Genomic DNA, 22736 nt, shown 5'->3' on the forward strand with positions numbered 1-22736 from the left:
AATGAGCGAATGAGTAGGGGAACCTCTGTTTAAAGTATTCCCAGCCTGTGAGATAGAATTCTCATTTCCCAAAAAAGTCCTGAGTCAAAGGATTTTAGATTTTGGATTTTAAATTTTGGATTGACCCTGATGTAAGGGTAAGGGTAACTTATTCTTAGAACCCCGGTTCCATTCCTTCCCCCACTTCCTACGGTGTATTACACAAGTCTTGCCATAGCTTCCAAATTACTTAGGACTTACGCAGAACTACACGTAGTAGGGGTAATTCATGAATTACCCCTACCGGAGAATCTACCTTTGGACTATTTTTTGCGCTTTTAGAGCTACACTACTCGTTCGGATTCCCGCCTTAATGGTGTCTACGCTAACGTGTTCACCATTTGTCACAATAGGAAAACGGTTACATCAATTCCAGAATACTTGTCGGCAACAAGATCAGCCTCAGTTGCAAGTCGTGGATGACGACAGTTGCAAGCTATGGAGATACACTGCCATAAATAGCAAGCATCTGGAATGAGTGGACAATGATGGATGAAAATAAACAGGTAGACAATACTAGCCAGCAATTGGGTGAACCAACAGAGGTAAAGCAAGCAATGAAGAGTGACTTCCCAGCCCAAATTAATTTCAATGAATCTGATGGCGAGGTGACAGAGGAAGTGGCAGCCCAAACTAATGTACCGGGAGATGCAGCTACTACAAATCCAGAAACTGGTGTCGCTGCAACCGAGAACACTGGAGTGGATACGGCAGCTTTGGCAGAACTGACTCAACAAATTGAGTCTCTCAAAACCCAACTAGAAGAACGTAGTACTCAATATATGCGGATTGCTGCTGATTTTGAGAACTATCGGAAACGTACTAGCAAAGAAAAAGAAGAGCTAGAGACGCTGATGAAGCGGAACACGATTCTAGAATTGCTGCCAGTGGTCGATAATTTTGAGCGGGCGCGATCGCACCTCAAACCGCAATCTGATGGCGAAATGACCATGCACAAAAGCTATCAAGGCGTTTACAAGCAATTAGTAGACAGCCTGAAGCGCTTGGGTGTATCACCAATGCGTCCTGAAGGTCAAGAATTTGATCCTAACCTCCATGAAGCAGTAATGCGGGAACCTACGGATGAACATCCTGAAGGAACAGTGTTAGAAGAGTTAGTGCGCGGATATTACTTGGGCGATCGCGTGCTACGCCATGCAATGGTCAAAGTAGCTGCTCCAAAGGAAGATACACCTTCTACGGAGGAAGATCAGTCGAGTCCAGCCAACAGTTAAGCTGTAGTCGCTCGTCTCGCTGACCAAAAGTGCCTGGGTTCTAGCAAGAACGAGCATCGCGTACCTAAAACTTGGACAAGGCTTTGGATAACTCTCTGTGTTTCAACTTCTCTCTTGCTACCAGCAATATGGGTTACACAGATGTTATCCGCTAGCCTTGATTCAGAGAAAAAGTTATTCCGCGACATATTACAGCAGAAAGACTCGGTAAAAATACTGACAAATATGGGAAAAGTTATTGGGATCGACTTAGGCACTACTAACAGTTGCGTCGCAGTTTTGGAGGGTGGTCAACCATTGGTGATCTCCAATTCTGAAGGCGGACGAACTACTCCAAGTATTGTAGGATTTGGCAAGAGTGGCGATCGCTTGGTTGGTCAATTGGCCAAGCGCCAAGCCGTAACCAATGCCGAAAACACAATTTACAGTATTAAACGATTTATCGGGCGGCGTTGGGAAGATACTGAAATAGAACGCGATCGCGTCCCCTACAACTGCGTCAAAGGTAGAGATGATACCGTTGATGTCCAAATTCGCTCAAAAAACTACACGCCACAAGAACTATCCGCCATGATCCTGCAAAAGCTCAAGCAGGATGCAGAAAACTTCTTGGGTGAAGAAGTCACGCAGGCAGTGATCACCGTACCCGCATATTTTACAGATGCTCAAAGACAAGCCACTAAAGATGCTGGCACGATCGCCGGATTAGAAGTCCTGCGAATCATCAATGAACCAACAGCTGCGGCTTTAGCTTTCGGATTAGACAAGCAAGATCAAGAGCAGCTAATTTTAGTATTTGACTTGGGAGGCGGGACTTTCGACGTATCGATCCTGCAACTTGGGGATGGCGTTTTTGAAGTTAAGGCGACTTGTGGTAACAACCACTTGGGTGGAGACGACTTTGATAATGCGATCGTGCTTTGGCTGATGGAACGCTTTCAGCAAGATGAGAAAATCGACCTTTCCAAAGATAAGATGGCATTGCAACGCCTGCGGGAGGCAGCAGAAAAGGCAAAAATTGAACTCTCCAGTATGATGAATACCTCCATCAACTTGCCATTCATCACATCTGATGATACCGGGCCAAAGCATCTGGAAATGGAACTCAGCCGCTCTAAATTTGAAGAGCTTGCAGGGAAATTAATTGAAACTACCATCGAACCAATGATCCAAGCGCTCAAAGATGCGGATCTCAAACCAGATGCCATAGATCGGATTATTTTAGTAGGTGGTTCTACTCGTATTCCCGCAGTCCAAAATGCGCTGATTAAGTTTTTCAATGGCAAAGCTCCCGATCGCTCTATCAATCCTGACGAAGCGGTAGCATTAGGAGCAGCTATCCAAGCAGGGGTTTTGGGTGGCGAAGTCGATAATCTCTTACTATTGGATGTCACCCCTCTGTCTCTAGGAATTGAAACCTTGGGTGAAGTCTTCACCAAAATTATTGAACGCAACACCACAATTCCTACAAGTAAGTCACAAATTTTTTCTACAGCAGTTGATGGGCAAACCTCGGTAGAAATTCATATTCTCCAAGGTGAACGGGCAATGTCACGAGATAACAAGAGTCTCGGCAAGTTTTTGCTAGCAGGAATTCCCCCATCGCCCCGTGGTGTACCACAAATTGAAGTATCCTTTGAAATCGATGTTAACGGCATCCTGAAGGTTTCTGCCCAAGACAAAGGCACAGGTAGAGAACAGAGTATCAGGATTACTAATACAGGTGGTTTAAGTACCAACGAAGTCGAACGGATGCGCCAAGAAGCCGAACTGTTTTCCGAAGAAGATAGAAGACGTAAAGAACTGGTTGAACTCAGAAACCAAGCAGATAATCTGTTGTTCAGCTACGAATCCACCATCAAGGATAATAGCAACTTTATCGGCGACCAGATGAAGACTTTGGCTAGTGAAAAAGTTTCACAACTTCAAGCTGCAATGATTGACTCCAGCATCTCCACTGTGGAATTTAAGCAGCGCTTAGACGACTTCCAGCAAACCCTGTTTGCAATTGGTGCTGATGTTTATAACCGAGCTAACAGCCAAAATGATGAGACTGGAGAGGCTTCAGATAGTCTCTTTACTCCAGAAGTAGACTCACCAATGAACGGTACGCTGATACCACAATTCAACTTTGATTTTGACGAAGAAAGTACCGCACAGGTTGATTATGAGGCGATAGATTAAGGGTTGGGGAATGGGGAAGAAGCAAGGAATCAGGGAGATTATAGCGCTTCTCCCTTGGATGCACACCTCTCTCCTAAAAGGCTACGGTGTACACACAAATAATTTAATTACCCCAAATCCCATTTTGTAGGGTGTGTTATGCCGGACGCTAACGCACCATCCTAGATTTTTGGTGCGTTAGGACTAACGTCCATAACGCACCCTACTAGATTGAAGCTATGTGTATTGTGTTTTTCTACTTGTGTGTACACCGTAGCCGATGCTTTGGAGAGGGATGTCCAATCTTTGACAGGGTGGGGTTTTTCTTTTGTCTTGGCTGATTCGATGACTTGTGTGTATACCGTAGCCTTTTAGGAGAGAGGCTTTGAATCTCCCTCCCGGAAAGTGACAGAAGAGTGGTAAGTAGCAGGAAATAAGCAATAGTAATCTTTGCCCTAATCATCCACTATCCGGTAAACTCAGAAATGCTGCGTTATTCCTCATCATGTCCGATTCCCAAACCGTTAGTGCTGCTGTTGCCAAACTCTACAATACCTACCCCTTTCCGCCCGAAGCCCTCTTGGATGAACCACCTCCAGGCTATAACTGGCGCTGGAATTGGCTAGCCGCTCATAACTTCTGCATAGGTCAAAAACCCCAAAGGCAAGATATTCGGATTTTAGATGCAGGTTGCGGTACTGGTGTGAGTACAGAGTACCTGGTTCACCTCAATCCCCAGGCTTCGGTTGTGGGAATTGACCTCAGCACTGGCGCTTTAGCTGTAGCAAAAGAACGTTGTCAGCGTTCAGGAGCTACCCGTGTTGAGTTTCATCACCTCAGCTTATTTGATGTGGAACAGTTACCAGGTGAGTTTGATTTAATCAACTGCGTTGGCGTTTTGCATCATACCCTCGATCCAATTCGCGGTATTCAAGCTTTGGCGAAGAAGCTAGCCCCAGGCGGCTTGATGCACATTTTTGTGTATGGGGAATTGGGACGCTGGGAAATTCAACTCATGCAAAAAGCGATCGCACTTCTGCAAGGTGACAAAAAAGGCGACTACCGTGATGGTGTCCAAGTCGGGCGACAAATATTTGCTTCTCTACCAGAAAATAACCGAATTGTCAAATCTGAAAAACAACGCTGGTCATTAGAAAACCACAAGGATGAACACTTTGCTGATATGTACGTGCATCCCCAGGAAATTGACTACAACATTGAGACTCTGTTTGAATTAATTGATGCTTCGGGATTGGAGTTTATTGGTTTCTCGAATCCGAGTTTCTGGGATTTGGAGAGACTTTTGGGCAAAGCACCAGAGCTATTAGAACGGGCAAAAGGATTGAGCGATGCCTCCGCAGGGCAAAGCCAACGCCAGCTTTACCGTCTGATAGAATTACTAGATCCAGAAGTAACTCATTACGAGTTTTTCCTCGGTCGTCCTCCCTTAGTCAAAGCTGACTGGTCAGACGATAATACCTTATTAACAGCGATTCCCGAACTTAATCCTTGTATTGAAGGATTTCCTAGTCAATGCTTTTTTAACTACAATTATCAGATTGTTAATTTATCTGTAGAAGAGTTTGAATTTATGCAAAAGTGTGATTTAAATTCAACAGTTGCAGAGATTTTGGCAGGTGTGCAACTTGGATTAGATGAGGTAAGAAAACTTCTTCAGCAGCAGTTGATTTTATTGACACCTGCTTAATCAGAATGCAATTTATACTCATGGCGAGGAGCGATCGCCTATCACCACTTTTGGTAAATTAATGTAAATTAGGAAAGTGACCAACAAACGGGTATTCTGCATCCCAAAAGTTTGAATTTCCTGAAATTCAGCAGTGGTGCGATGTTTAATGACAAGCCGCTACTCTCCGATTTATGATTTGCGGTAAGTCCATACACTCCTCAAGCACCAGTTGATTTTATTGACACCCCATTAATTCAAACACCAAGATGCTATGTAACAACTTTGGAGGAAAATAATCCAATCAAAAAAGCTGGAATTGGAAGAAATTTTGAATTTTTAGGCGATTATTCACCTGTACAGTCTCCTATATAATCAGCCGCTCTCTCGCTTCTGAGAGCGCGATTTTACTTACTGTCTAACGTTGCCAAGAAGTTAATTGTTTTTTCCTAAAGTATTGTTACCGCATCGTGATATGATTCATCTGACTGAATGTGCAGTCATCATAATTTAGCTGTACTGGTTTCGAGTCTCGTGAGCTTGTCAGACGAATCAATTGCGCCCACTCCGACAACGCAACAAGATGCTAAAGCTGGTTCTGGAGACACAGAATCAGGTAACTCCATGCAAGAGTTTCATCAACTCTTCCAGCGATTGTTGGTAATCACGCTTGTCTTGACGGGGGTTATTTTTATCTCTGTGTGGATTTTTTATTCCTTAAACATTGCCCTAAATTATTTAATTGGGGCGTGTACAGGTGTGGTTTACTTAAAAATGTTGGCTAGAGACGTTGAGCAACTTGGTAGTGAGAAAGCCAGTTTGAGCAAAACTCGTTTTGCTCTATTTATGGGAGTCATGATCGTAGCAACTCAATGGCGTGAGCTACAGATTTTGCCCATATTTTTGGGATTTCTAACTTACAAAGCCACCCTCCTCGTCTATATGGTGCAAATTGCGTTCCTTCCTGATTCTTAAAAAGTCAGGCTCACAAAGATAGTAATCCCATCCTCGCTTGTTGGGGAAAATGCTTGAAGAATGCAAATGCTTAGTCTCTTAAACGCCTTTAATTCTTTTCCCCTCGCCGAATTAGAAGTAGGTCATCATTTCTACTGGCAGTTGGGCAATCTTAAAATTCATGGGCAAGTTTTCCTCACTTCATGGTTTGTGATTAGCATTTTAGTAGTGGCTTCAATCGCTGCTACTCGCAACGCACAAAGAATTCCCAAGGGTATCCAGAATTTGATGGAATACGCCCTAGAATTTATTCGTGATTTGGCTAAAAACCAACTTGGTGAGAAAGAGTACCGTCCTTGGGTGCCATTTATTGGCACATTGTTCTTGTTTATTTTCGTATCGAACTGGTCGGGTGCGCTAATTCCCTGGAAGCTCATCAAGCTACCTTCGGGCGAATTGGCTGCTCCCACCAATGACATCAATACGACTGTTGCATTGGCACTGCTAACTTCCTTGGCGTACTTTTACGCAGGTTTTAGCAAACGGGGTTTAGGCTACTTTAAGAAATATATAGAGCCAACACCGATTCTATTGCCGATCGCAATTCTTGAAGATTTCACCAAGCCCCTCTCCCTAAGCTTCCGGCTATTTGGTAATATTTTGGCGGATGAATTGGTAGTTGCGGTATTGGTGCTGCTAGTTCCTCTCTTTGTACCTCTGCCTGTAATGGCCTTGGGTTTATTTACCAGTGCCATTCAAGCCCTGGTTTTCGCCACCCTAGCCGGAGCATACATTCATGAGGCAATGGAGGGACATGGCGGAGAAGAACATGAGGAGCATTAAACTTCTCAGTTGATAGCACAGTGAATAAGAGCATATTCGCTCAAAACATCGCAAAGCGCGATTTCAAAGAAACGAGTGCAGCGTGAAAACCACGTTTCTAATCGTTAACGTAATGTCTGTTAGTTTTGTAATCAAAGCAAGGAAAATCAACATGGATCCATTAGTTCAGGCTGCTTCAGTTCTCGCTGCTGCTTTAGCGATTGGTTTAGCTGCAATTGGCCCTGGTATCGGTCAAGGTAACGCTGCTGGACAAGCAGTAGAAGGTATTGCTCGTCAACCTGAAGCAGAAGGAAAAATTCGCGGTACTCTGCTATTAACCTTGGCATTCATGGAATCTTTGACTATCTATGGTCTAGTAATTGCCTTGGTGTTGCTATTTGCTAACCCCTTCGCATAAGACCTGAAAATTTTGTGAATGTGGAGACGTGAATCATCACGCCTCTACAATCAAACAAAATATTTGGGAAATTTAGTCGTTCTGATGTAATGGATTACCAATTTTGGATTTTGGACGATCAAGAGTTTTTGGTACATGCCCCTGAGCTATCCCTGATCTAAAAATCTAAAATCGCAAATCTAAAATCCAAAATCCCTTGACCCTTGTTGGCTATGGGTCTCTAAAATATGAAAGGTTGGATGACGTTGCTAGCCATGAAAACTGCTACTCCAGCCAAAGAGGAGACAAATGTTTGATTTCGATGCTACCTTGCCCTTCATGGCATTGCAATTCCTGCTATTAGCAGCTTTGTTGAATGCAATTTTCTATAAGCCACTGACCAAGGTACTAGACGATCGCGATAATTATATCCGAACGAATACCCTTGAGGCACGTGAGAGCTTGGCTAAAGCCGAGCGCTTGGCTACCGAATATGAGCAGCAACTCGCAGACGCTCGCAGACAATCGCAAGCTACTCTAGAAGCCGCTCAACTTGAAGCTAAGAAAATTACTGCCGAGAAAATTGCTGAAGCCCAAAAAGAAGCTCAGACTCAACGAGAACAAGCTTCTGTTGAAATAGAACAACAAAAGCAAGCAGCTTTTAGCACCTTAGAGCAACAAGTTGATGCTCTAAGCAGGCAGATTCTAGAAAAACTATTGGGGCCAACTGCAGTTAGATAAACTAACGAGATTGGTTCTGTGTAAAGCATACGCGCAACTGGGCTATAGTCCAGAGCGCTTAATTAAGTGTCAAAAAAAGGCACTTTTTCCCTTCTGGGGAAAGATACTTAAATTTCTCTACGGGGAAAAGATACTTAAATTTCCTTCCCTTCGGGAAAAGATACTTAATTTCCCTTCGGGGGAAAGATACTTAATTTCCCTTCGGGGAAAAGATACTTAATTTCCCTTCGGGAAAATACAACGTATTAGCAAGCGAGCAGCGCACTTGTAAATGGGTATCATGGGGACATTCTTATTACTTGCCGCAGAAGCGAACGCTGTTCATTCTGAATTGGCAGAAGGCGCAGCAGAAGGTGGTTTCGGTCTAAACCTAGACATTTTTGAAACCAATCTGATCAATCTAGCGATTCTGATTGGCATACTATTCTACTTCGGACGTAAGGTTTTAAGCAATATCCTGAACGAGCGACAATCCAATATTGCCACCGCAATTCAGGAAGCAGAAGGGCGCTTAAAAGAGGCAAAGACGGCCCTTTCCCAAGCGCAAGAGCAGTTGAAGCAATCTCAAGCTGAAGCAGAACGCATTCGCCAATCGGCTGTAGAAAACGCTCAAAAAGCGAAAGAAGGCTTGTTAGCGAAAGCAGCGCAAGACGTAGAACGCTTGAAACAAACAGCAGCAGCAGATTTAAACACCGAAACCGAGCGAGCGATCGCTCAATTACGGCAAAGAGTTGCTACACTAGCACTGCAAAAAGTCGAATCACAACTAAAAGGCGGGATTGCCGACGATGCTCAACAAAGTTTAATCGATCGCAGCATCGCACAACTGGGAGTCAATGTATGACAAGTCAAATAGCCGCAGCCGAAGTCGCCCAGCCTTATGCACAGGCGCTTTTGTCAATAGCGCAATCGAAAAATTTGACAGAAGAGTTCGGGGAAGATGCACGGACTTTTCTAGGACTGCTCAGAGCAGACAAACAGCTACATAACTTCTTCAGCAACCCGTTTATTCAGGCTGAGAACAAAAAAGCTCTCATCAAAAAAATACTCGGTGAAGGCGCTAACCCCTACTTACGCAACTTTTTGTTGGTTTTAGTAGACAAACGCCGCATTGCATTCTTGGAATCGATTTTTCAACAATATCTGGCGCTGTTGCGGCAGCTGAATCAAACCGTATTAGCGGAAGTAATTTCAGCCGTTCCCCTCACAGAAGCTCAACAGCAAGCAATCACAGAAAAAGTGATTGCCATCAGTAATGCTCGCCAGGTAGAACTAGAAACCAAGGTAGATAGTGAGTTAATTGGTGGCGTGATTATTAAAGTAGGTTCGCAGGTAATTGATGCCAGTATTCGGGGTCAGCTGCGCCGCCTTTCATTGCGCTTAACCAATAGCTAGAAAATTGGGACTGGGGGCTGGGTACTGGGGACTAGGAAAAAGATTATAGTCATAAGTTCTTTCCATCCCTAATCCCTAATCTCCAGTCCCTAATCCCTAGTTCCTTTTACTTCCGTCTCGAAAGCAAACAAGATAGACACATGAGCATATCAATTAGACCTGACGAAATTAGTAGCATTATCCAACAACAAATCGAGCAATACGATCAAGAGGTCAAAGTTGCTAACGTTGGTACAGTTTTACAAGTTGGTGACGGGATTGCCCGGATTTATGGTCTGGAAAAGGCTATGGCCGGGGAACTCTTAGAATTTGAAGATGGTACAATTGGCATCGCCCAGAACTTAGAAGAAGACAACGTGGGCGCGGTGTTGATGGGTGAAGGGCTGGAAATTCAAGAAGGTAGTTCTGTAACCGCTACTGGTAAAATTGCTCAGATTCCAGTTGGTGAAGCCTTAATTGGACGAGTTGTAAACGCTTTGGGTATTCCCATCGATGGTAAGGGAGATGTCAAATCCTCAGAAAGTCGTTTGATTGAATCTCCAGCACCAGGTATCATTGCTCGTCGATCTGTACACGAACCCATGCAAACGGGTATCACAGCTATTGACTCAATGATTCCCATCGGTCGCGGTCAACGGGAATTGATTATTGGCGATCGCCAAACCGGTAAAACTGCGATCGCCATCGACACAATCATCAACCAAAAATCAGAAGATGTAGTTTGTGTCTACGTGGCGATCGGTCAAAAAGCTTCCACCGTTGCTAACGTGGTGCAGACATTGCAAGAAAAAGGCGCAATGGATTACACCGTCGTCGTCTTTGCTAGCGCCAGTGAACCAGCAACCCTCCAATACCTAGCTCCTTACACAGGCGCAACTATTGCCGAGTACTTTATGTACAAAGGCAAAGCTACCCTGGTAATTTACGACGATCTTTCCAAGCAAGCCCAAGCTTATCGCCAAATGTCCTTGCTGCTACGTCGTCCACCAGGACGCGAAGCTTACCCTGGAGATGTATTCTACATTCACTCCCGCTTGCTAGAGAGAGCCGCAAAGCTAAGTGATGAATTAGGTAAAGGCAGCATGACCGCCCTACCAATCATCGAAACCCAAGCTGGTGACGTTTCAGCATACATCCCCACCAACGTAATTTCTATTACCGATGGTCAGATATTCCTCTCTTCTGACTTGTTTAACGCTGGTATCCGTCCGGCTGTAAACCCCGGTATTTCCGTATCCCGCGTGGGTTCTGCGGCGCAAACCAAGGCAATGAAAAAAGTTGCCGGTAAGATTAAATTGGAACTAGCCCAATTTGACGACTTGCAAGCCTTCGCCCAATTTGCTTCTGACTTAGATAAAGCCACTCAAGACCAGTTGGCACGGGGTCAACGGTTACGCGAACTTCTCAAGCAGCCACAAAATTCGCCACTTTCAGTATATGAACAAGTGGCAATTTTGTATGCAGGTATCAACGGTTACTTAGATGATGTACCTGTAGATAAAGTCACCACCTTTACCCAAGGTCTGCGGGAGTCCTTAAAGGGTGGTAAATATGCCCAAGGAGTACAAGCTTCTAAAGCATTAGGTGACGCAGAAGAAGCAGCCTTGAAGGAAGCGCTTACCGAATACAAGAAGACCTTCAAAGCTACAGCGTAATTAGTCATTAGTCATTGGTCATTGGTGAGCCAGTGCGGTCTTGGGGGTTTCCCCCATAAGCAACTGGCGAACCCGAAGGGTCATTGGTACAGAACTAATGACTACTGACTAATGACAAAGGACAAATGACTAACTACTAAGGAAAAAAATATGGCCAATCTAAAATCAATACGCGATCGCATCCAGTCGGTCAAAAACACCAAAAAAATCACAGAAGCCATGCGTCTCGTAGCTGCGGCTAGAGTGCGTCGGGCGCAAGAACAAGTACTAGCGACTCGTCCCTTTGCCGATCGCTTGGCACAAGTATTATATGGTTTGCAAAGCCGTCTCCGCTTTGAAGAAGCAAACCTCCCACTACTGAAAAAACGGCAAGTTAAATCAGTTGGGCTGTTAGTAATTTCAGGCGATCGCGGTTTATGCGGCGGCTACAATAATAACGTTATCCGTCGTGCAGAAAACCGCGCCAAAGAAATCAAGGCAGAAGGCTTAGACTATCAATTTGTGCTAGTCGGACGCAAAGCAACACAATACTTTCAACGCCGCGATCAGCCCATTGATGCTACCTACAGCGGCCTAGAGCAAATTCCAACCGCAGCCGAAGCCAATCAAATTGCCGATCAACTACTTTCCTTGTTCCTTTCGGAAGAAGTTGACCGCATCGAATTAATCTATACCAGATTCCTTTCCTTGGTTAGCTCCCGTCCTGTGATCCAAACCCTACTGCCCCTCGATCCACAAGGTCTAGAAGCAAGCGATGACGAAATCTTCCGCTTGACAACCCGTGGCGGTAAATTTGAAGTCGAACGGCAGAAAGTGACTAAGGAAGTCCGTGCATTAGCTCCTGACATGATTTTCGAGCAAGATCCAGTACAAATCCTCGATTCTCTGTTGCCCCTGTATCTGAGTAACCAGCTATTGCGGGCGCTGCAAGAATCTGCCGCTAGTGAACTAGCAGCGCGAATGACAGCTATGAGTAATGCCAGTGAAAATGCTGGTGAACTGATTAACAGCCTCACACTGTCTTACAACAAAGCCCGACAAGCTGCAATTACTCAAGAACTTCTTGAGGTTGTAGGTGGTGCTGAAGCACTAACTTAAAAAAATACTTGTTGTGGATCGTGGCAAATAGCCAATTGCTAATGGTTTCAAAATTAGTGATTGGCTATTTGCAGTAATTAGAGCCATATATTCTGACTTGGATAACTACTAATTACGAATTACGAATTACGAATTACCAAATCCCGTATTATAATTAAGATGTAGAAGCGCATGGGTCCGTCACGGTTTCGACAGGTTGGCGAACGCTGCTCTGTGATTCAGGTCGAGAGTGAGTCTCCTCTCGGAAATCAAAGGCTCAAACAAAAAGTAAATGCGAATAACATCGTTAGCTTTGCTCGTAAGGATGCTCTAGTAGCTGCCTAAACACCTCTTATAGGTTCGAGCGTCTTTAGTTTGACTCCGTTAAGGACTGAAGACCAAACCCCAACGGATGCTCTAGTAAGCGTTCTCTGGTTGGCTTGCTAGCTAAGATTAAATCAGAGCATCCTACGTTCGGGATAATGAACGATTCCCGCCTTGAGGGTCAGAAAGGCTAAACCTGTGAATGAGCGGGGAGTCAATACCCAATTTGGACAGCAGTTCGACTCTGCTCGGATCCACTAAACAATAACTAACAAAACCCACCAAACAATTAAAGTGTTTGGTGGGTTTTGTTTTCATAGGTGAATTTTGCAAATATACCTGACGAGCAGAAATCACGGCTATGCAATCGCCTAACTATCTCGACAAATGGGTGTCAATCTCCGGTGCATTTTTATGGAGGTCATTCAACAAAGCGATCGCAATTGTTCCTGCATTACGTAAATGTCTTTGTTGCGTATTTGGTTCTAGAAGCATCCCACCGCTATGGTGAATACCAACTACCTGAAAATTATCATCGAAAACAGGCGACCCTGATGAACCCGGTTCTGTACTTGTAGTATATTGCAAGACTTGATTATCAGCATAAGCGACAAAATTATTCTGTATCGAGATTTTCTTTAAATGACCGCCAGGGTGTTGAATAATTGCTACGCGATCATCTCGTCGCATTAATTTATTTTTAAAGATTAGAGGTTTGCCGAAATCAGGTATATCTTTCAGGGTAACTACTGTATAATCCAATTCTTCATTCGTGTAAAAAGTTCCCCCTAGTAAAGCTCCAATACTCTGTGTTGGACATTCTTTACCGTTGATATCCAGTTGATAATTAAAGCTAAAATTACTTTCTTCTGCAACTTTCTGACTTTTAATAACGTGATTATTCGTCATTAGTAAATCAGATGCAATCATAAATCCCGTACCTAAACCTTCGGGAGTAGCTATACGAACCACAGCTTTTGAAGCTTCCAGAGCCAAGTTTAAAATGTAGATATCGCGTAATGTATTTTCCCCAATAATCTTTTCTTTGATATCAGCCGTACTATCCATTCCCTTCCAATTGTTAATTCCACGACTAGGACTGACTGGAATATCTAGCGGGTAATTCTGAAATAGTTCTACGATAAAGTCTTTATCTTCATCCCCAGTGTAAGGCTGAATATAGTTGAGGAAGACAGCAAGGGCTTCTTGATTGTAAGCAACTCGTCCAAATTGCGAGAAAAACCGCACTACTTCCACAGAAACACCCATTGGCGCACCATCTAAATCTAACCGCGCCAGAATAATATCTGCTTGAGCTACACCTTGTAATGCACCTGCAACTAAACGACGGCGATCGCGCACATTAGCAAAGTCGGGTAAATTCTGTACAATGCGGATAAGGCGTTGGAAGTGAGGTTGGGATAATTGGACAGTCACGATTGCTGCATCCTATCTAAACAAGCTACTAAATTGCTAGTTTACAGCAAGATTTATTTGTTACAGCTTCCAGATTTGGTGAGGTTTAATTTGCTGCTTATCTTTCCATATCCGTCCGCCCTTACCCTATAGTTTAATGACCTGAAAATTCCTGTAATATAAAATCACATATTAAAATATTTAATTTTCCGAAATTGTAAGTAGAGAAACTGTTGAAATTAAATATAACGCCCATCAACTGAATTAAGTAAGTGGGTCAAATTAAATATAAAACCTCACCCTGCCTCCGGCTTCCCTCTCTGATACTTTGGAGAGGGATTGAGGGTGAGGTTTGATCTTATATTTAATTACGCCTACCTACTTAGTTGCCAAAAGCGTCAATTTATAAAAATTATCAGCCGCATGAAAGTATGACACAGATACGCAAGCAGGCTTTGTTTGTTACACTTTTGTTTAGCAATGTTTCGCTGTCATCAGTATCGAGTTTGACATTAGATAAGTACCTGCATAATTCATTTGAAGTTAATTTTGGGTACTCTGGAAATTTATTGAACTTGAATGCAGAACAAATAAGTTTGAGTAGTTTTGAACCAGTTGTTGGTATTAAGTTACCAAGATTTAAAATACGATGGCCATGGTTTAAATCTAAACCACCTAGACCAATTAAACCAACCTATCCTAATCAGTTCCACCCACTACCAAACTCCGAGTTTAACTATCTGCATCTAGTCAAAAAAGCAATGTCCGAAGCTGAAAACAAGCAAGCGATACAAAGACTTTTTAATAATATATCATCCGGGGATGCGATGATCCTAAAACAAGGAATGAAGGATGATATCACCGCAAGAATTCAATCACAATTATTGATACATGATTTACCTAGTCATATTCAAAACTTGAGTGACCAAGCATTTCAAGAAGCAGCACAGAATTATTATTCAGCGCGTGATGCAGCTTTCAATTTACTAGCATCTCGTTATGCTAATAAAGGGGTATTAACCAGTCTGGACAAACAAGATGCACAATTAGCGGCACAGCAAGCTATTAAAGAACAACGTCGTCACAAAATATTAGTTTTGAGTGGTGCGACAACCACTACAATTGCTGGAATTGCAGTTGCATCGGCTACGTCGAGGGTTCAAGCAAATAATGATAAGCGAAGTTAAGGACTTTGCCTCCAAATCGCTATCGTATATATAGCTGATCCTAAAAAATACTTGGCTAATCAATAATGATTTAAAAGCTAATTTTTGAGAAAGTAGTTGAAAAAGCTTTTCCAACTACTTTCTTTTTTTATTTTCTCATATAAGTCCTCCATTTGGTTGGCAGCATCACCCATATTTTGCTGTTGGAATAGTTTTATAGCTAGATTAATTTCAGTTTCTGCTTGCTTTTGTTTTCTTTGTGCGAGTAGCGTAAATGCATATTGCGTATAGGTAATTGGATCTGGTGTGCTAGTTATGATATTGCGTTTTATAGCTTCTTCAAACTGAACAATTGCATCCTTATATTTGCCCTGACTACTCATAACCATTCCTAAATAGCGGTAAAATTTTGGATTGTCTCGTTTGATCGTAATTGCTATTTGTAAGTTACTATATGCATCTACAAAATTTTCTATTCGGCGCTGACAATTTCCTAACTCAGCATATGCTTCTGCATATTTTCTATCAATCTCAATCGCTTGTATATATTGCTTGATTGCTTCTTCTAACTGCTCACATTCACAAAAAGTACATCCTAACAAATAGTGTATTTTTGCTAAATCATTTGGTGTATCGTCAGTGCTAATTCCAATCGCCTGTTGATATGCCTCAATAGCTTTATAAAACTGACCTTTTGTGTAAAAACTATTTCCCAAATCTTCATATAGTTTGACGTTGTTTGGTTCAATACGAATAGCTTCTCGAAGTTCTACGATCGCATCATCTATTTGCTCATTTTGTAATAAAAAATAAGCTAGATTCTGACGATAAATAGCATTATCTTTATTAAAAAGAATTAATTCTTTATAAAGATTAATTGATTTTTCCAGTTTATTTTGTTTATAAAGTTCGTGAGCTAATTTAATATAAAGTGCTTCTACATCTGTAATTTTTAGTTGCGAATGTAGCGCTTCTAAATCGCTTCGTATTTCTTGAGAAAACGGTAACTTATCGTGGATTTGCTTAACTAAAATCTGTATAAATTTATCAAAACTCTTTTGATATTCGTTAAATGGCTGTAAAACTTCTTTCTCAATATTCTCAGCCTTTTCTTCTGAGATTCCCAAACGTTGCTTACATTGATCTAAAATATCACGACCTGCAACTGAAATTTCACCATCAGGCGTAACTCTTTCCATCACTACTTTTCTGTATTCAGCTTCTGCTAATGATGGAGATAAAGGTATAAATATAGATGGATCATCCCGCAGTTTATCGAGTAATTTATCAATACCTTGTTGTACATCTTTTCCCACTATATCTTGCACATATTTCAAGATAGCGCTTAGATACTCTCCCCCTCCATAATCTGCTAACTTACACACCATATCGGGTATGAAAGTTGCTACAGCACCATCCCAACTGATATGTTGCAACACAGGTATATCACCTAACACAGTAAATAAGAAAGTTCGACGTTCTCTCTCAGATTCCATAAATGGTCTAAGAACTTGCATCAAATCATTGATAGTGCTAGGGTCTAATTTCAGCATCAACTCAACCTTTCACTTGTGCTAACATTGTGAATAACACACTTACTTTCGTACAAGTATATTGTAGAAACGGCTGATGATTTAAAGTTGTAAGCGCGATCGCATATCTGATGCTTTCCTGCACATCTACACCCATTTGCGATCGCGCATATTCATAAAAAGTCAAAATCGGATTTTATTCAGAATCAAAAACGTACCTTTCCAGCTTCAGGATTTAGTGAGCGTAGATATCTAGATGCAAAGCAGGTTCCGTTAATTAATGAATATTCTGTTCCTGGGGTTGTTTGCATATGCTTCCAAACTTCTTTCCCCTTTGTTTAAGTACCCGTCGTAACCGATCTGCACTTAAGCTTACCTGACGTTCAGATGCCAGTTTATTTGCTAATTGTTTTGAATTATAAGTCTGTGAATCTTGAGCCAAACAGTTTTCTAGATAAACTAAATCTGATTCTGAATATCGAGGTTTTCCACCTCTACCAGGAGCATCCCACAGTCCTGCTAAACCCATCTTTTCCCAACGATGAAGGGTTTGACGCACTGTTGAAATTGCCCAGTTCAAGCCTTTAGCAATTTGCTCATTTTTTAAGCCGCGATTATTTAGCAGTAAGACTTGAGCGCGATCTTTGGTTCGTTGAGGAACATCTTTGGCTTTTCTTAACTCTTCTAAAGTTAGCTTTTCTTGAGGAGTTAGAAAGACTTTTAATCGGCAGCCCATAATTAATAACCTTTTGCTCTGAAAGCTGAACTACAATATGAAGGATGTCAGTATTAAAAAGGCTACTACCAACAAGTATTAGCTTTAGAACGCTATCAAAGTTGGTAATTTATAATCGACAATGTAATTTCATAAAAAGTTAGGCACATCAGAAATTACGCCATTAGTCTATATAGGCAAATTTATTCAATAGCCAAAAGCAGCTATTACAATAATAATTTGCTGGCGTTGTGCTGATTAATGTCTAAAGTCGATGATAAAAAACTTTAGCATTAAAATTATTAGATTAATTGTATCTTTACAGTGATTTATCGAAACTTTAAAAATAATTTTTACGATACTTCCTATTTGAATGAGTAGCAAAACATATATATACAAGCCTAGTTCCTTTTCCTTCAACTCATCTCTGTAAATTAGTCTTGATGCTCTCCAAAAAACATCTATTTTCTCGACTTTACGTAAATTTTATATTTTACGTAACAAGATTCTTGATTGAGACATAAATATATTCAATACCTATTGAAAATAGAAAATTTTTGTTGACTTTCCTATTTTTCCCACTTTTCCCACTTTTCCTACCTAATTTATAAAATAACCTATTAAAAAGCTAACTTTTAATCTATTTTCCTAAGACAATTATTCTATGCCAAAATCACATAATTTATTTATAAATCCTTGGATACTTTTAGCATTTATCCGTCATTATCAAAATAAAAAATCCACTTTGATTTATCAACTTACTTTTGTAATTAGGTCATATACAACAGGCAATAGGTAAGGAAAAATAAATATTTTTTAGTTGTACTGAGTTTGTGAAAAAATTAGATATGATCTCTATATAATAATTGTGGATATAATGTATGATATTGATTTTAAGTTATTAATTTCTTATTAAGAAACAATATAACTAACATAATATTTTGAAATTAGGATAAGATTAAATAAATAGCTAAATTAAATACTCAGTATAATTCTTTGAATCATTAAGTTTAAGTAGATTTTTTGAGTCACAATTGTTGCTGAGAAACAGCAATAATTGATACATGTTAAATTTCTCAAAAACTGATATTCATTACAACTTAAACAAAAAATAATAGGGAGAATGGAGGCAGAATAAAAACCTGACAATTTGCGCTCGGAGACGAATAATGGTAGCGATGTCTACGACAGGCAATGCCAACGCAGAGAACGTTCAACATCGGCTAACTATACAAACTGTAGAAATTGCCCCTAACACAACGGCGATTCGCTCTCTTGATTGGGATCGCGATCGCTTCGATATCGAATTCGGGCTGCAAAACGGCACAACCTACAATTCATATCTAATTAGGGGTGAACAAACAGTTTTGATTGATACTTCTCACCAGAAGTTTCGCAATCTGTATTTAGAGACTCTAAAAGGTCTTGTTAACCCCAAGACAATTGATTATATAATTGTCAGCCACACAGAGCCAGACCATAGTGGCTTGGTAGAAGATGTTTTGCAATTAGCTCCTAGAGCTACTGTTTTAGCTTCAAAAGTTGCGCTTCAGTTTTTAGAAGGGTTAGTCCACGATCCATTTTCTAAGCGGGTTGTCAAAACTGGCGATCGCATAGATATCGGCAAAGGACACGAAATGGAATTCGTGAGTGCGCCTAACCTACACTGGCCAGATACAATCTTTAGCTTTGACCGCAAAACCCAAATTCTCTATACCTGTGATGCTTTTGGGATGCACTTTTGCGACGATCGCACCTTTGACGAAGATTTAGAAGCGATCGAAGCCGACTTTAGATTTTACTACGACTGTTTGATGGGCCCTAATGCTCGTTCGCTGCTGAATGCGATGAAGCGGATGGGCGATCTAGGGAAGATTAATATAATTGCCAATGGTCATGGCCCCTTATTATACCACCATCTAGATGTTCTAACTGGATGCTACGAAAATTGGAGCCAAAAACAAGCTAAAGCAGAAACAACAGTTGGCTTGTTTTTTGTCTCAGATTATGGTTATGGCGAGCGCCTTGGCCATGCAATTGCCGAAGGTATACTGAAAACTGGCGTTGGCGTAGAAGTACTAGATTTGAGTACTGCTGAGAGCCAAGAAATTCAAGAACTAGCCGGGAGAGCAGCTGGCATCATTATTGGTATGCCCCCAAGTACCGCCGCCGCCGCCCAAGCTAGTATCAGTTCAGTTTTAGCAGTCGCCAAAAACAAGCAAGTTGTTGGGCTGTTTGAATGTTACGGTGGGGATGATGAACCCATTGATACACTCCGCAGAAAGTTTATCGACTCTGGCATCAAAGAAGCCTTCCCAGCTATTCGGATTAAAGAAGCTCCCACTGCATCTACATTCCAGTTGTGTGAAGAAGCGGGTAAAGACTTCGGACAATTGCTAGTGCGCGATCGCAACATCAAGCATATTAAGTCTCTTGATGTCAACATGGAAAAGGCGTTAGGTCGCATTAGTAGTGGATTATATATAGTCACCACTAAAAAAGATAATGTCTCAAGTGCAATGCTGGCATCCTGGGTAACGCAAGCGAGTTTGCAACCATTAGGATTAACAATTGCCGTTGCCAAAGACCGCGCCATTGATTCCTTAATGCAAGTAGGCGATCGCTTCGTCCTCAACGTTTTGGAAGAAGGCAATTTTCAAGAATTGAAAAAGCACTTTCTCAAGCGCTTGCATCCTGGTGCTGACCGATTTGCAGGAGTGAAAACTCAAACCGCGAAAAACGGTTCTCCGATTTTGACAGATGCTCTGGCATATATGGAGTGTGAAATACAGAGCAGCATGGAATGCAGCGACCACTGGATTTTATACTGCACCGTCCAAGAAGGTCGTGTCTCCAAAAACGATGGATTGACCGCCGTTCGCCACCGCAAAGTAGGTAATTATTACTAAAGATTGGGCATGGGGCATGGGGCATGGGGCATGGGTTATTTTCCCTGTCTCCCTCATCTCCCTCATCTTCCCCAATGCCCAATTCCCAATGCCCAATTCCCAATTCCCAATGCCCAATGCCCAATTCCCCAACTTTAAACAGCTATGACCAATTCCAAGCCACGCGACGTACAAGTTTTACCAATTGCTACAAATACTAAGGCGATCAGGGCACGTAGTTGGTCACGTCTGCGGTTTGAAATTGAATATGCACTTGAAAGAGGTACTACCTCCAATTGCTATTTAATTGAAGCTGATAAAACCGCACTTATTGATCCACCGCCAGAAAGCTTTACCGAAATTTATTTAGAGGCATTGCGGCAGACTATAGATTTGAAAACTTTGGATTATATAATCCTGGGGCATTTTAATCCCAACCGAGTTGCAACTCTCAAAGCAATTTTAGAACTGGCACCACAGATAACTTTTGTCTGTTCTCTTCCCGGTGCAAACAATTTGCGGGCTGCTTTTCTAGAGCAAGATTTGAACGTCTTGGTAATGCGGGGGAAAGAAACTCTCGATTTAGGCAAAGGTCATGTTTTAAAATTCTTACCCACTCCTAGCCCACGTTGGCCAGAAGGACTTTGTACCTACGACCAACAAACCCAAATTCTCTACACAGATAAGTTATTTGCAACTCATCTGTGTGGTGATGAAGTCTTTGATGATAACTGGGAAGCGCTCAAAGAAGACCAGCGTTATTATTTTAACTGCCTGATGGCTCCCCAAACTCCTCATGTGCAAGCAGCTTTGGAGAAAATATCAGATTTGCAGGTGAGAATGTATGCTGTGGGTCACGGGCCCTTAGTACGCACTAGCTTAATCGAGCTTACCAAAGCTTATGGAGAATGGAGTCGTTCTCATAACGATCGCGAGATTTCTGTTGCCCTACTTTACGCTTCAGCTTATGGGAATACGGCAACTCTAGCACAAGCGATCGCTCTCGGACTAACTAAAGGTGGAGTTGCAGTCAAATCCATTAACTGCGAATTTGCTACCCCTGATGAAATTCGCATCAGCCTAGCACAGTCAGAAGGTTTTATCATCGGTTCTCCTACCATTGGTGGCCATGCGCCAACTCCCATTCATACTGCTTTAGGGATTGTGATCTCAAGCGGTGACAACAGCAAACTCGCTGGTGTATTTGGTTCTTATGGCTGGAGTGGCGAAGCCTTTGACTTAATAGAAGGAAAACTCCGGGATTCTGGATATCGCTTTGGTTTTGACACTTTGAAAGTGAAGTTTAAACCTGATGATGTCACACTCAAATTCTGTGAAGAACTAGGCACAGACTTTGCCCAAGCACTGAGAAAAGCTAAAAAAATCCGCGTACCACAACAAGCTGCTACCCCAGTGGAACAAGCTGTTGGTCGGATTGTTGGTTCCGTCTGTGTGGTGACAGCGAAACTTGGAGAAGTGTCTACCGCAATGTTAGGCGCTTGGGTTTCTCAAGCCACCTTTAACCCACCTGGAATAAGTATTGCGATCGCTAAAGACCGAGCGATCGAATCTTTGATGTATCCAGGCGGTAAGTTTGCCTTAAATATTTTACCTGAAGGCAATCACCAAGATTACATGAAGCATTTCCGTAAATCTTTCGCACCTGGGGAAGATCGATTCGCCAACTTTAGTACAGCAGTTGCAGATAACGGTTGTACCGTCCTAACTGACGCTTTAGCATATTTAGAATGCTCAGTGAATCAACGTCTGGAATGTGGCGATCATTGGGTTGTCTATGCAACTGTCGATGAAGGTAAATTACTCAAGCCTGATGCTGTTACTGCCATCAACCACCGCAAAACTGGCACTCATTATTAGTTATAGCCAAGGCGTTCTATTACAAAAATTCTCTTTTTTATTGTGGGATGGGCAAGATGCCTGTCCCAGTTTTTTTTCAGGAGTGCTGAGTGCTGTTTCGGTCAAGATGCAGAATAGGCGCAATTGAAACTCCCAGGGCTAAAGCCAATTCTGGCTCCTGAATTCTTCTTCGGTAAATTTTAGCGATCTATTTCCGAAATGTCTATTGAGTCTTATTTTACTTTCTCCGGCAGAAAACCGAGCGATCGCAGGATGTAGAATCAAAAAATGGTGTCTCCAATTTCAGTATTAAAGCGGAAATAACATAAATTCACTTGATGAAATTCCGCAATTGCCACCAGGACAATTGTAAAACCACAGTGTAGCCTTTAACTAGAAAAACACTATCAGGCAATTCCTAAACAAAATGCCAACTATGGGCACTCAACTTTTATAATATTTGTTGTTCTTATGACTCCAAAACACACCAAAATTAAATTTCCCCTTTGGCAATATCTGAACCAGCCTTTATTTAGTCACGATCCTAAATTAGTATTGAATCCCCAACGCTTTGCATTAATCTGGCGGCTTCGACTTCTAGAGCGCTGCTGGACTAAAGAATGTGATGCCAAAGGGCCTCAACAGCATTAGACATCTGGTTAAAAAGAATGTA

20 protein-coding genes and 1 other RNA gene are annotated in these 22736 nt (G+C 41.9%); 17 read left to right on the forward strand and 4 right to left on the reverse strand.

Going from position 1 to position 22736, the window contains the following annotated elements; genetic code table 11:
- Positions 1-524: 524 nt before the first annotated feature.
- The 12 genes from grpE (at position 525) to ssrA (ending at position 12749) form a co-directional block, all read left to right on the forward strand.
- Positions 525-1274, forward strand: coding sequence for a nucleotide exchange factor GrpE (gene grpE / locus V7K98_RS11075; RefSeq protein ID WP_335021643.1), 750 nt, complete (start codon positions 525-527; stop codon positions 1272-1274).
- Between the two features lie 225 nt (positions 1275-1499).
- Entirely contained in the window at positions 1500-3458 is a 1959-nt protein-coding gene (gene dnaK / locus V7K98_RS11080; protein WP_335021760.1) for a molecular chaperone DnaK, read from the forward strand.
- A gap of 484 nt (positions 3459-3942) precedes the next feature.
- Complete coding sequence (locus V7K98_RS11085; RefSeq protein WP_335021645.1) at positions 3943-5145, forward strand: class I SAM-dependent methyltransferase; 1203 nt, start codon at positions 3943-3945, stop codon at positions 5143-5145.
- A 471-nt stretch (positions 5146-5616) separates the two neighbouring features.
- Entirely contained in the window at positions 5617-6099 is a 483-nt protein-coding gene (locus tag V7K98_RS11090) for an ATP synthase subunit I (RefSeq protein ID WP_335021647.1), read from the forward strand.
- Positions 6100-6159: 60 nt separating this feature from the next.
- Complete coding sequence (gene atpB, locus V7K98_RS11095) at positions 6160-6921, forward strand: F0F1 ATP synthase subunit A (RefSeq protein WP_335021649.1); 762 nt, start codon at positions 6160-6162, stop codon at positions 6919-6921.
- 151 nt (positions 6922-7072) lie between these two features.
- Positions 7073-7318 (forward strand): ATP synthase F0 subunit C, encoded by a 246-nt coding sequence (gene atpE / locus V7K98_RS11100; protein WP_013192016.1) that lies wholly within the window; start codon positions 7073-7075, stop codon positions 7316-7318.
- 288 nt (positions 7319-7606) lie between these two features.
- On the forward strand, positions 7607-8038 hold the full coding sequence (locus tag V7K98_RS11105) for a F0F1 ATP synthase subunit B' (protein WP_335021651.1): 432 nt from the start codon (positions 7607-7609) through the stop codon (positions 8036-8038).
- A gap of 271 nt (positions 8039-8309) precedes the next feature.
- Entirely contained in the window at positions 8310-8882 is a 573-nt protein-coding gene (locus V7K98_RS11110; RefSeq protein ID WP_335021653.1) for a F0F1 ATP synthase subunit B, read from the forward strand.
- Positions 8879-9433, forward strand: coding sequence for an ATP synthase F1 subunit delta (gene atpH / locus V7K98_RS11115; protein ID WP_335021655.1), 555 nt, complete (start codon positions 8879-8881; stop codon positions 9431-9433). Before V7K98_RS11110 ends, atpH begins: the two co-directional genes overlap by 4 nt.
- Positions 9434-9573: 140 nt before the next feature.
- Positions 9574-11088 (forward strand): F0F1 ATP synthase subunit alpha, encoded by a 1515-nt coding sequence (gene atpA / locus V7K98_RS11120; protein WP_335021657.1) that lies wholly within the window; start codon positions 9574-9576, stop codon positions 11086-11088.
- Between the two features lie 150 nt (positions 11089-11238).
- Positions 11239-12186: a F0F1 ATP synthase subunit gamma gene (locus V7K98_RS11125; protein WP_335021659.1), complete on the forward strand. Its 948-nt coding sequence runs from the start codon at positions 11239-11241 to the stop codon at positions 12184-12186.
- Positions 12187-12359: 173 nt separating this feature from the next.
- Positions 12360-12749, forward strand: a transfer-messenger RNA (tmRNA) gene (gene ssrA / locus V7K98_RS11130).
- A 115-nt stretch (positions 12750-12864) separates the two neighbouring features.
- Here ssrA and V7K98_RS11135 read toward each other — a convergent pair.
- Positions 12865-13926 carry a trypsin-like peptidase domain-containing protein gene (locus V7K98_RS11135; protein WP_335021661.1) on the reverse strand — a complete coding sequence of 354 codons (1062 nt, stop codon included), beginning with the start codon at positions 13924-13926 and terminating at the stop codon, positions 12865-12867.
- Between the two features lie 410 nt (positions 13927-14336).
- Between V7K98_RS11135 and V7K98_RS11140 the strand changes: the two genes are divergently transcribed.
- Positions 14337-15092 carry a hypothetical protein gene (locus tag V7K98_RS11140; protein ID WP_335021663.1) on the forward strand — a complete coding sequence of 252 codons (756 nt, stop codon included), beginning with the start codon at positions 14337-14339 and terminating at the stop codon, positions 15090-15092.
- A 77-nt stretch (positions 15093-15169) separates the two neighbouring features.
- On the opposite strand, the gene V7K98_RS11145 is transcribed toward V7K98_RS11140, so the two are convergent.
- The 3 genes from V7K98_RS11145 to V7K98_RS11155 form a co-directional block, all read right to left on the reverse strand.
- Complete coding sequence (locus tag V7K98_RS11145) at positions 15170-16624, reverse strand: tetratricopeptide repeat protein (protein ID WP_335021665.1); 1455 nt, start codon at positions 16622-16624, stop codon at positions 15170-15172.
- A 4-nt stretch (positions 16625-16628) separates the two neighbouring features.
- Positions 16629-16790, reverse strand: a complete 162-nt coding sequence (locus V7K98_RS11150; protein ID WP_335021667.1) for a hypothetical protein — start codon at positions 16788-16790, stop codon at positions 16629-16631.
- A 90-nt stretch (positions 16791-16880) separates the two neighbouring features.
- Positions 16881-17339: a helix-turn-helix domain-containing protein gene (locus V7K98_RS11155; RefSeq protein WP_335021669.1), complete on the reverse strand. Its 459-nt coding sequence runs from the start codon at positions 17337-17339 to the stop codon at positions 16881-16883.
- Positions 17340-18487: 1148 nt separating this feature from the next.
- Between V7K98_RS11155 and V7K98_RS11160 the strand changes: the two genes are divergently transcribed.
- The 4 genes from V7K98_RS11160 to V7K98_RS11175 all read left to right on the forward strand — a co-directional run bounded on the left by V7K98_RS11160 (position 18488) and on the right by V7K98_RS11175 (position 22714).
- Positions 18488-20227 (forward strand): diflavin flavoprotein, encoded by a 1740-nt coding sequence (locus V7K98_RS11160; RefSeq protein ID WP_335021671.1) that lies wholly within the window; start codon positions 18488-18490, stop codon positions 20225-20227.
- 9 nt (positions 20228-20236) lie between these two features.
- A complete protein-coding gene (locus V7K98_RS11165; protein ID WP_335021673.1) occupies positions 20237-20365 on the forward strand; it encodes a hypothetical protein in 129 nt (42 codons plus the stop codon).
- A 6-nt stretch (positions 20366-20371) separates the two neighbouring features.
- The gene (locus V7K98_RS11170; protein ID WP_335021675.1) at positions 20372-22084 is read left to right on the forward strand and encodes a diflavin flavoprotein; all 1713 of its coding nucleotides are present in this window, start codon (positions 20372-20374) and stop codon (positions 22082-22084) included.
- A gap of 450 nt (positions 22085-22534) precedes the next feature.
- Complete coding sequence (locus V7K98_RS11175) at positions 22535-22714, forward strand: hypothetical protein (protein WP_335021676.1); 180 nt, start codon at positions 22535-22537, stop codon at positions 22712-22714.
- Positions 22715-22736 lie beyond the last annotated feature (22 nt).

Origin of the sequence: Nostoc sp. (assembly GCF_036917435.1) — a bacterium.
In the GTDB taxonomy this organism is placed as follows: domain Bacteria; phylum Cyanobacteriota; class Cyanobacteriia; order Cyanobacteriales; family Nostocaceae; genus Nostoc.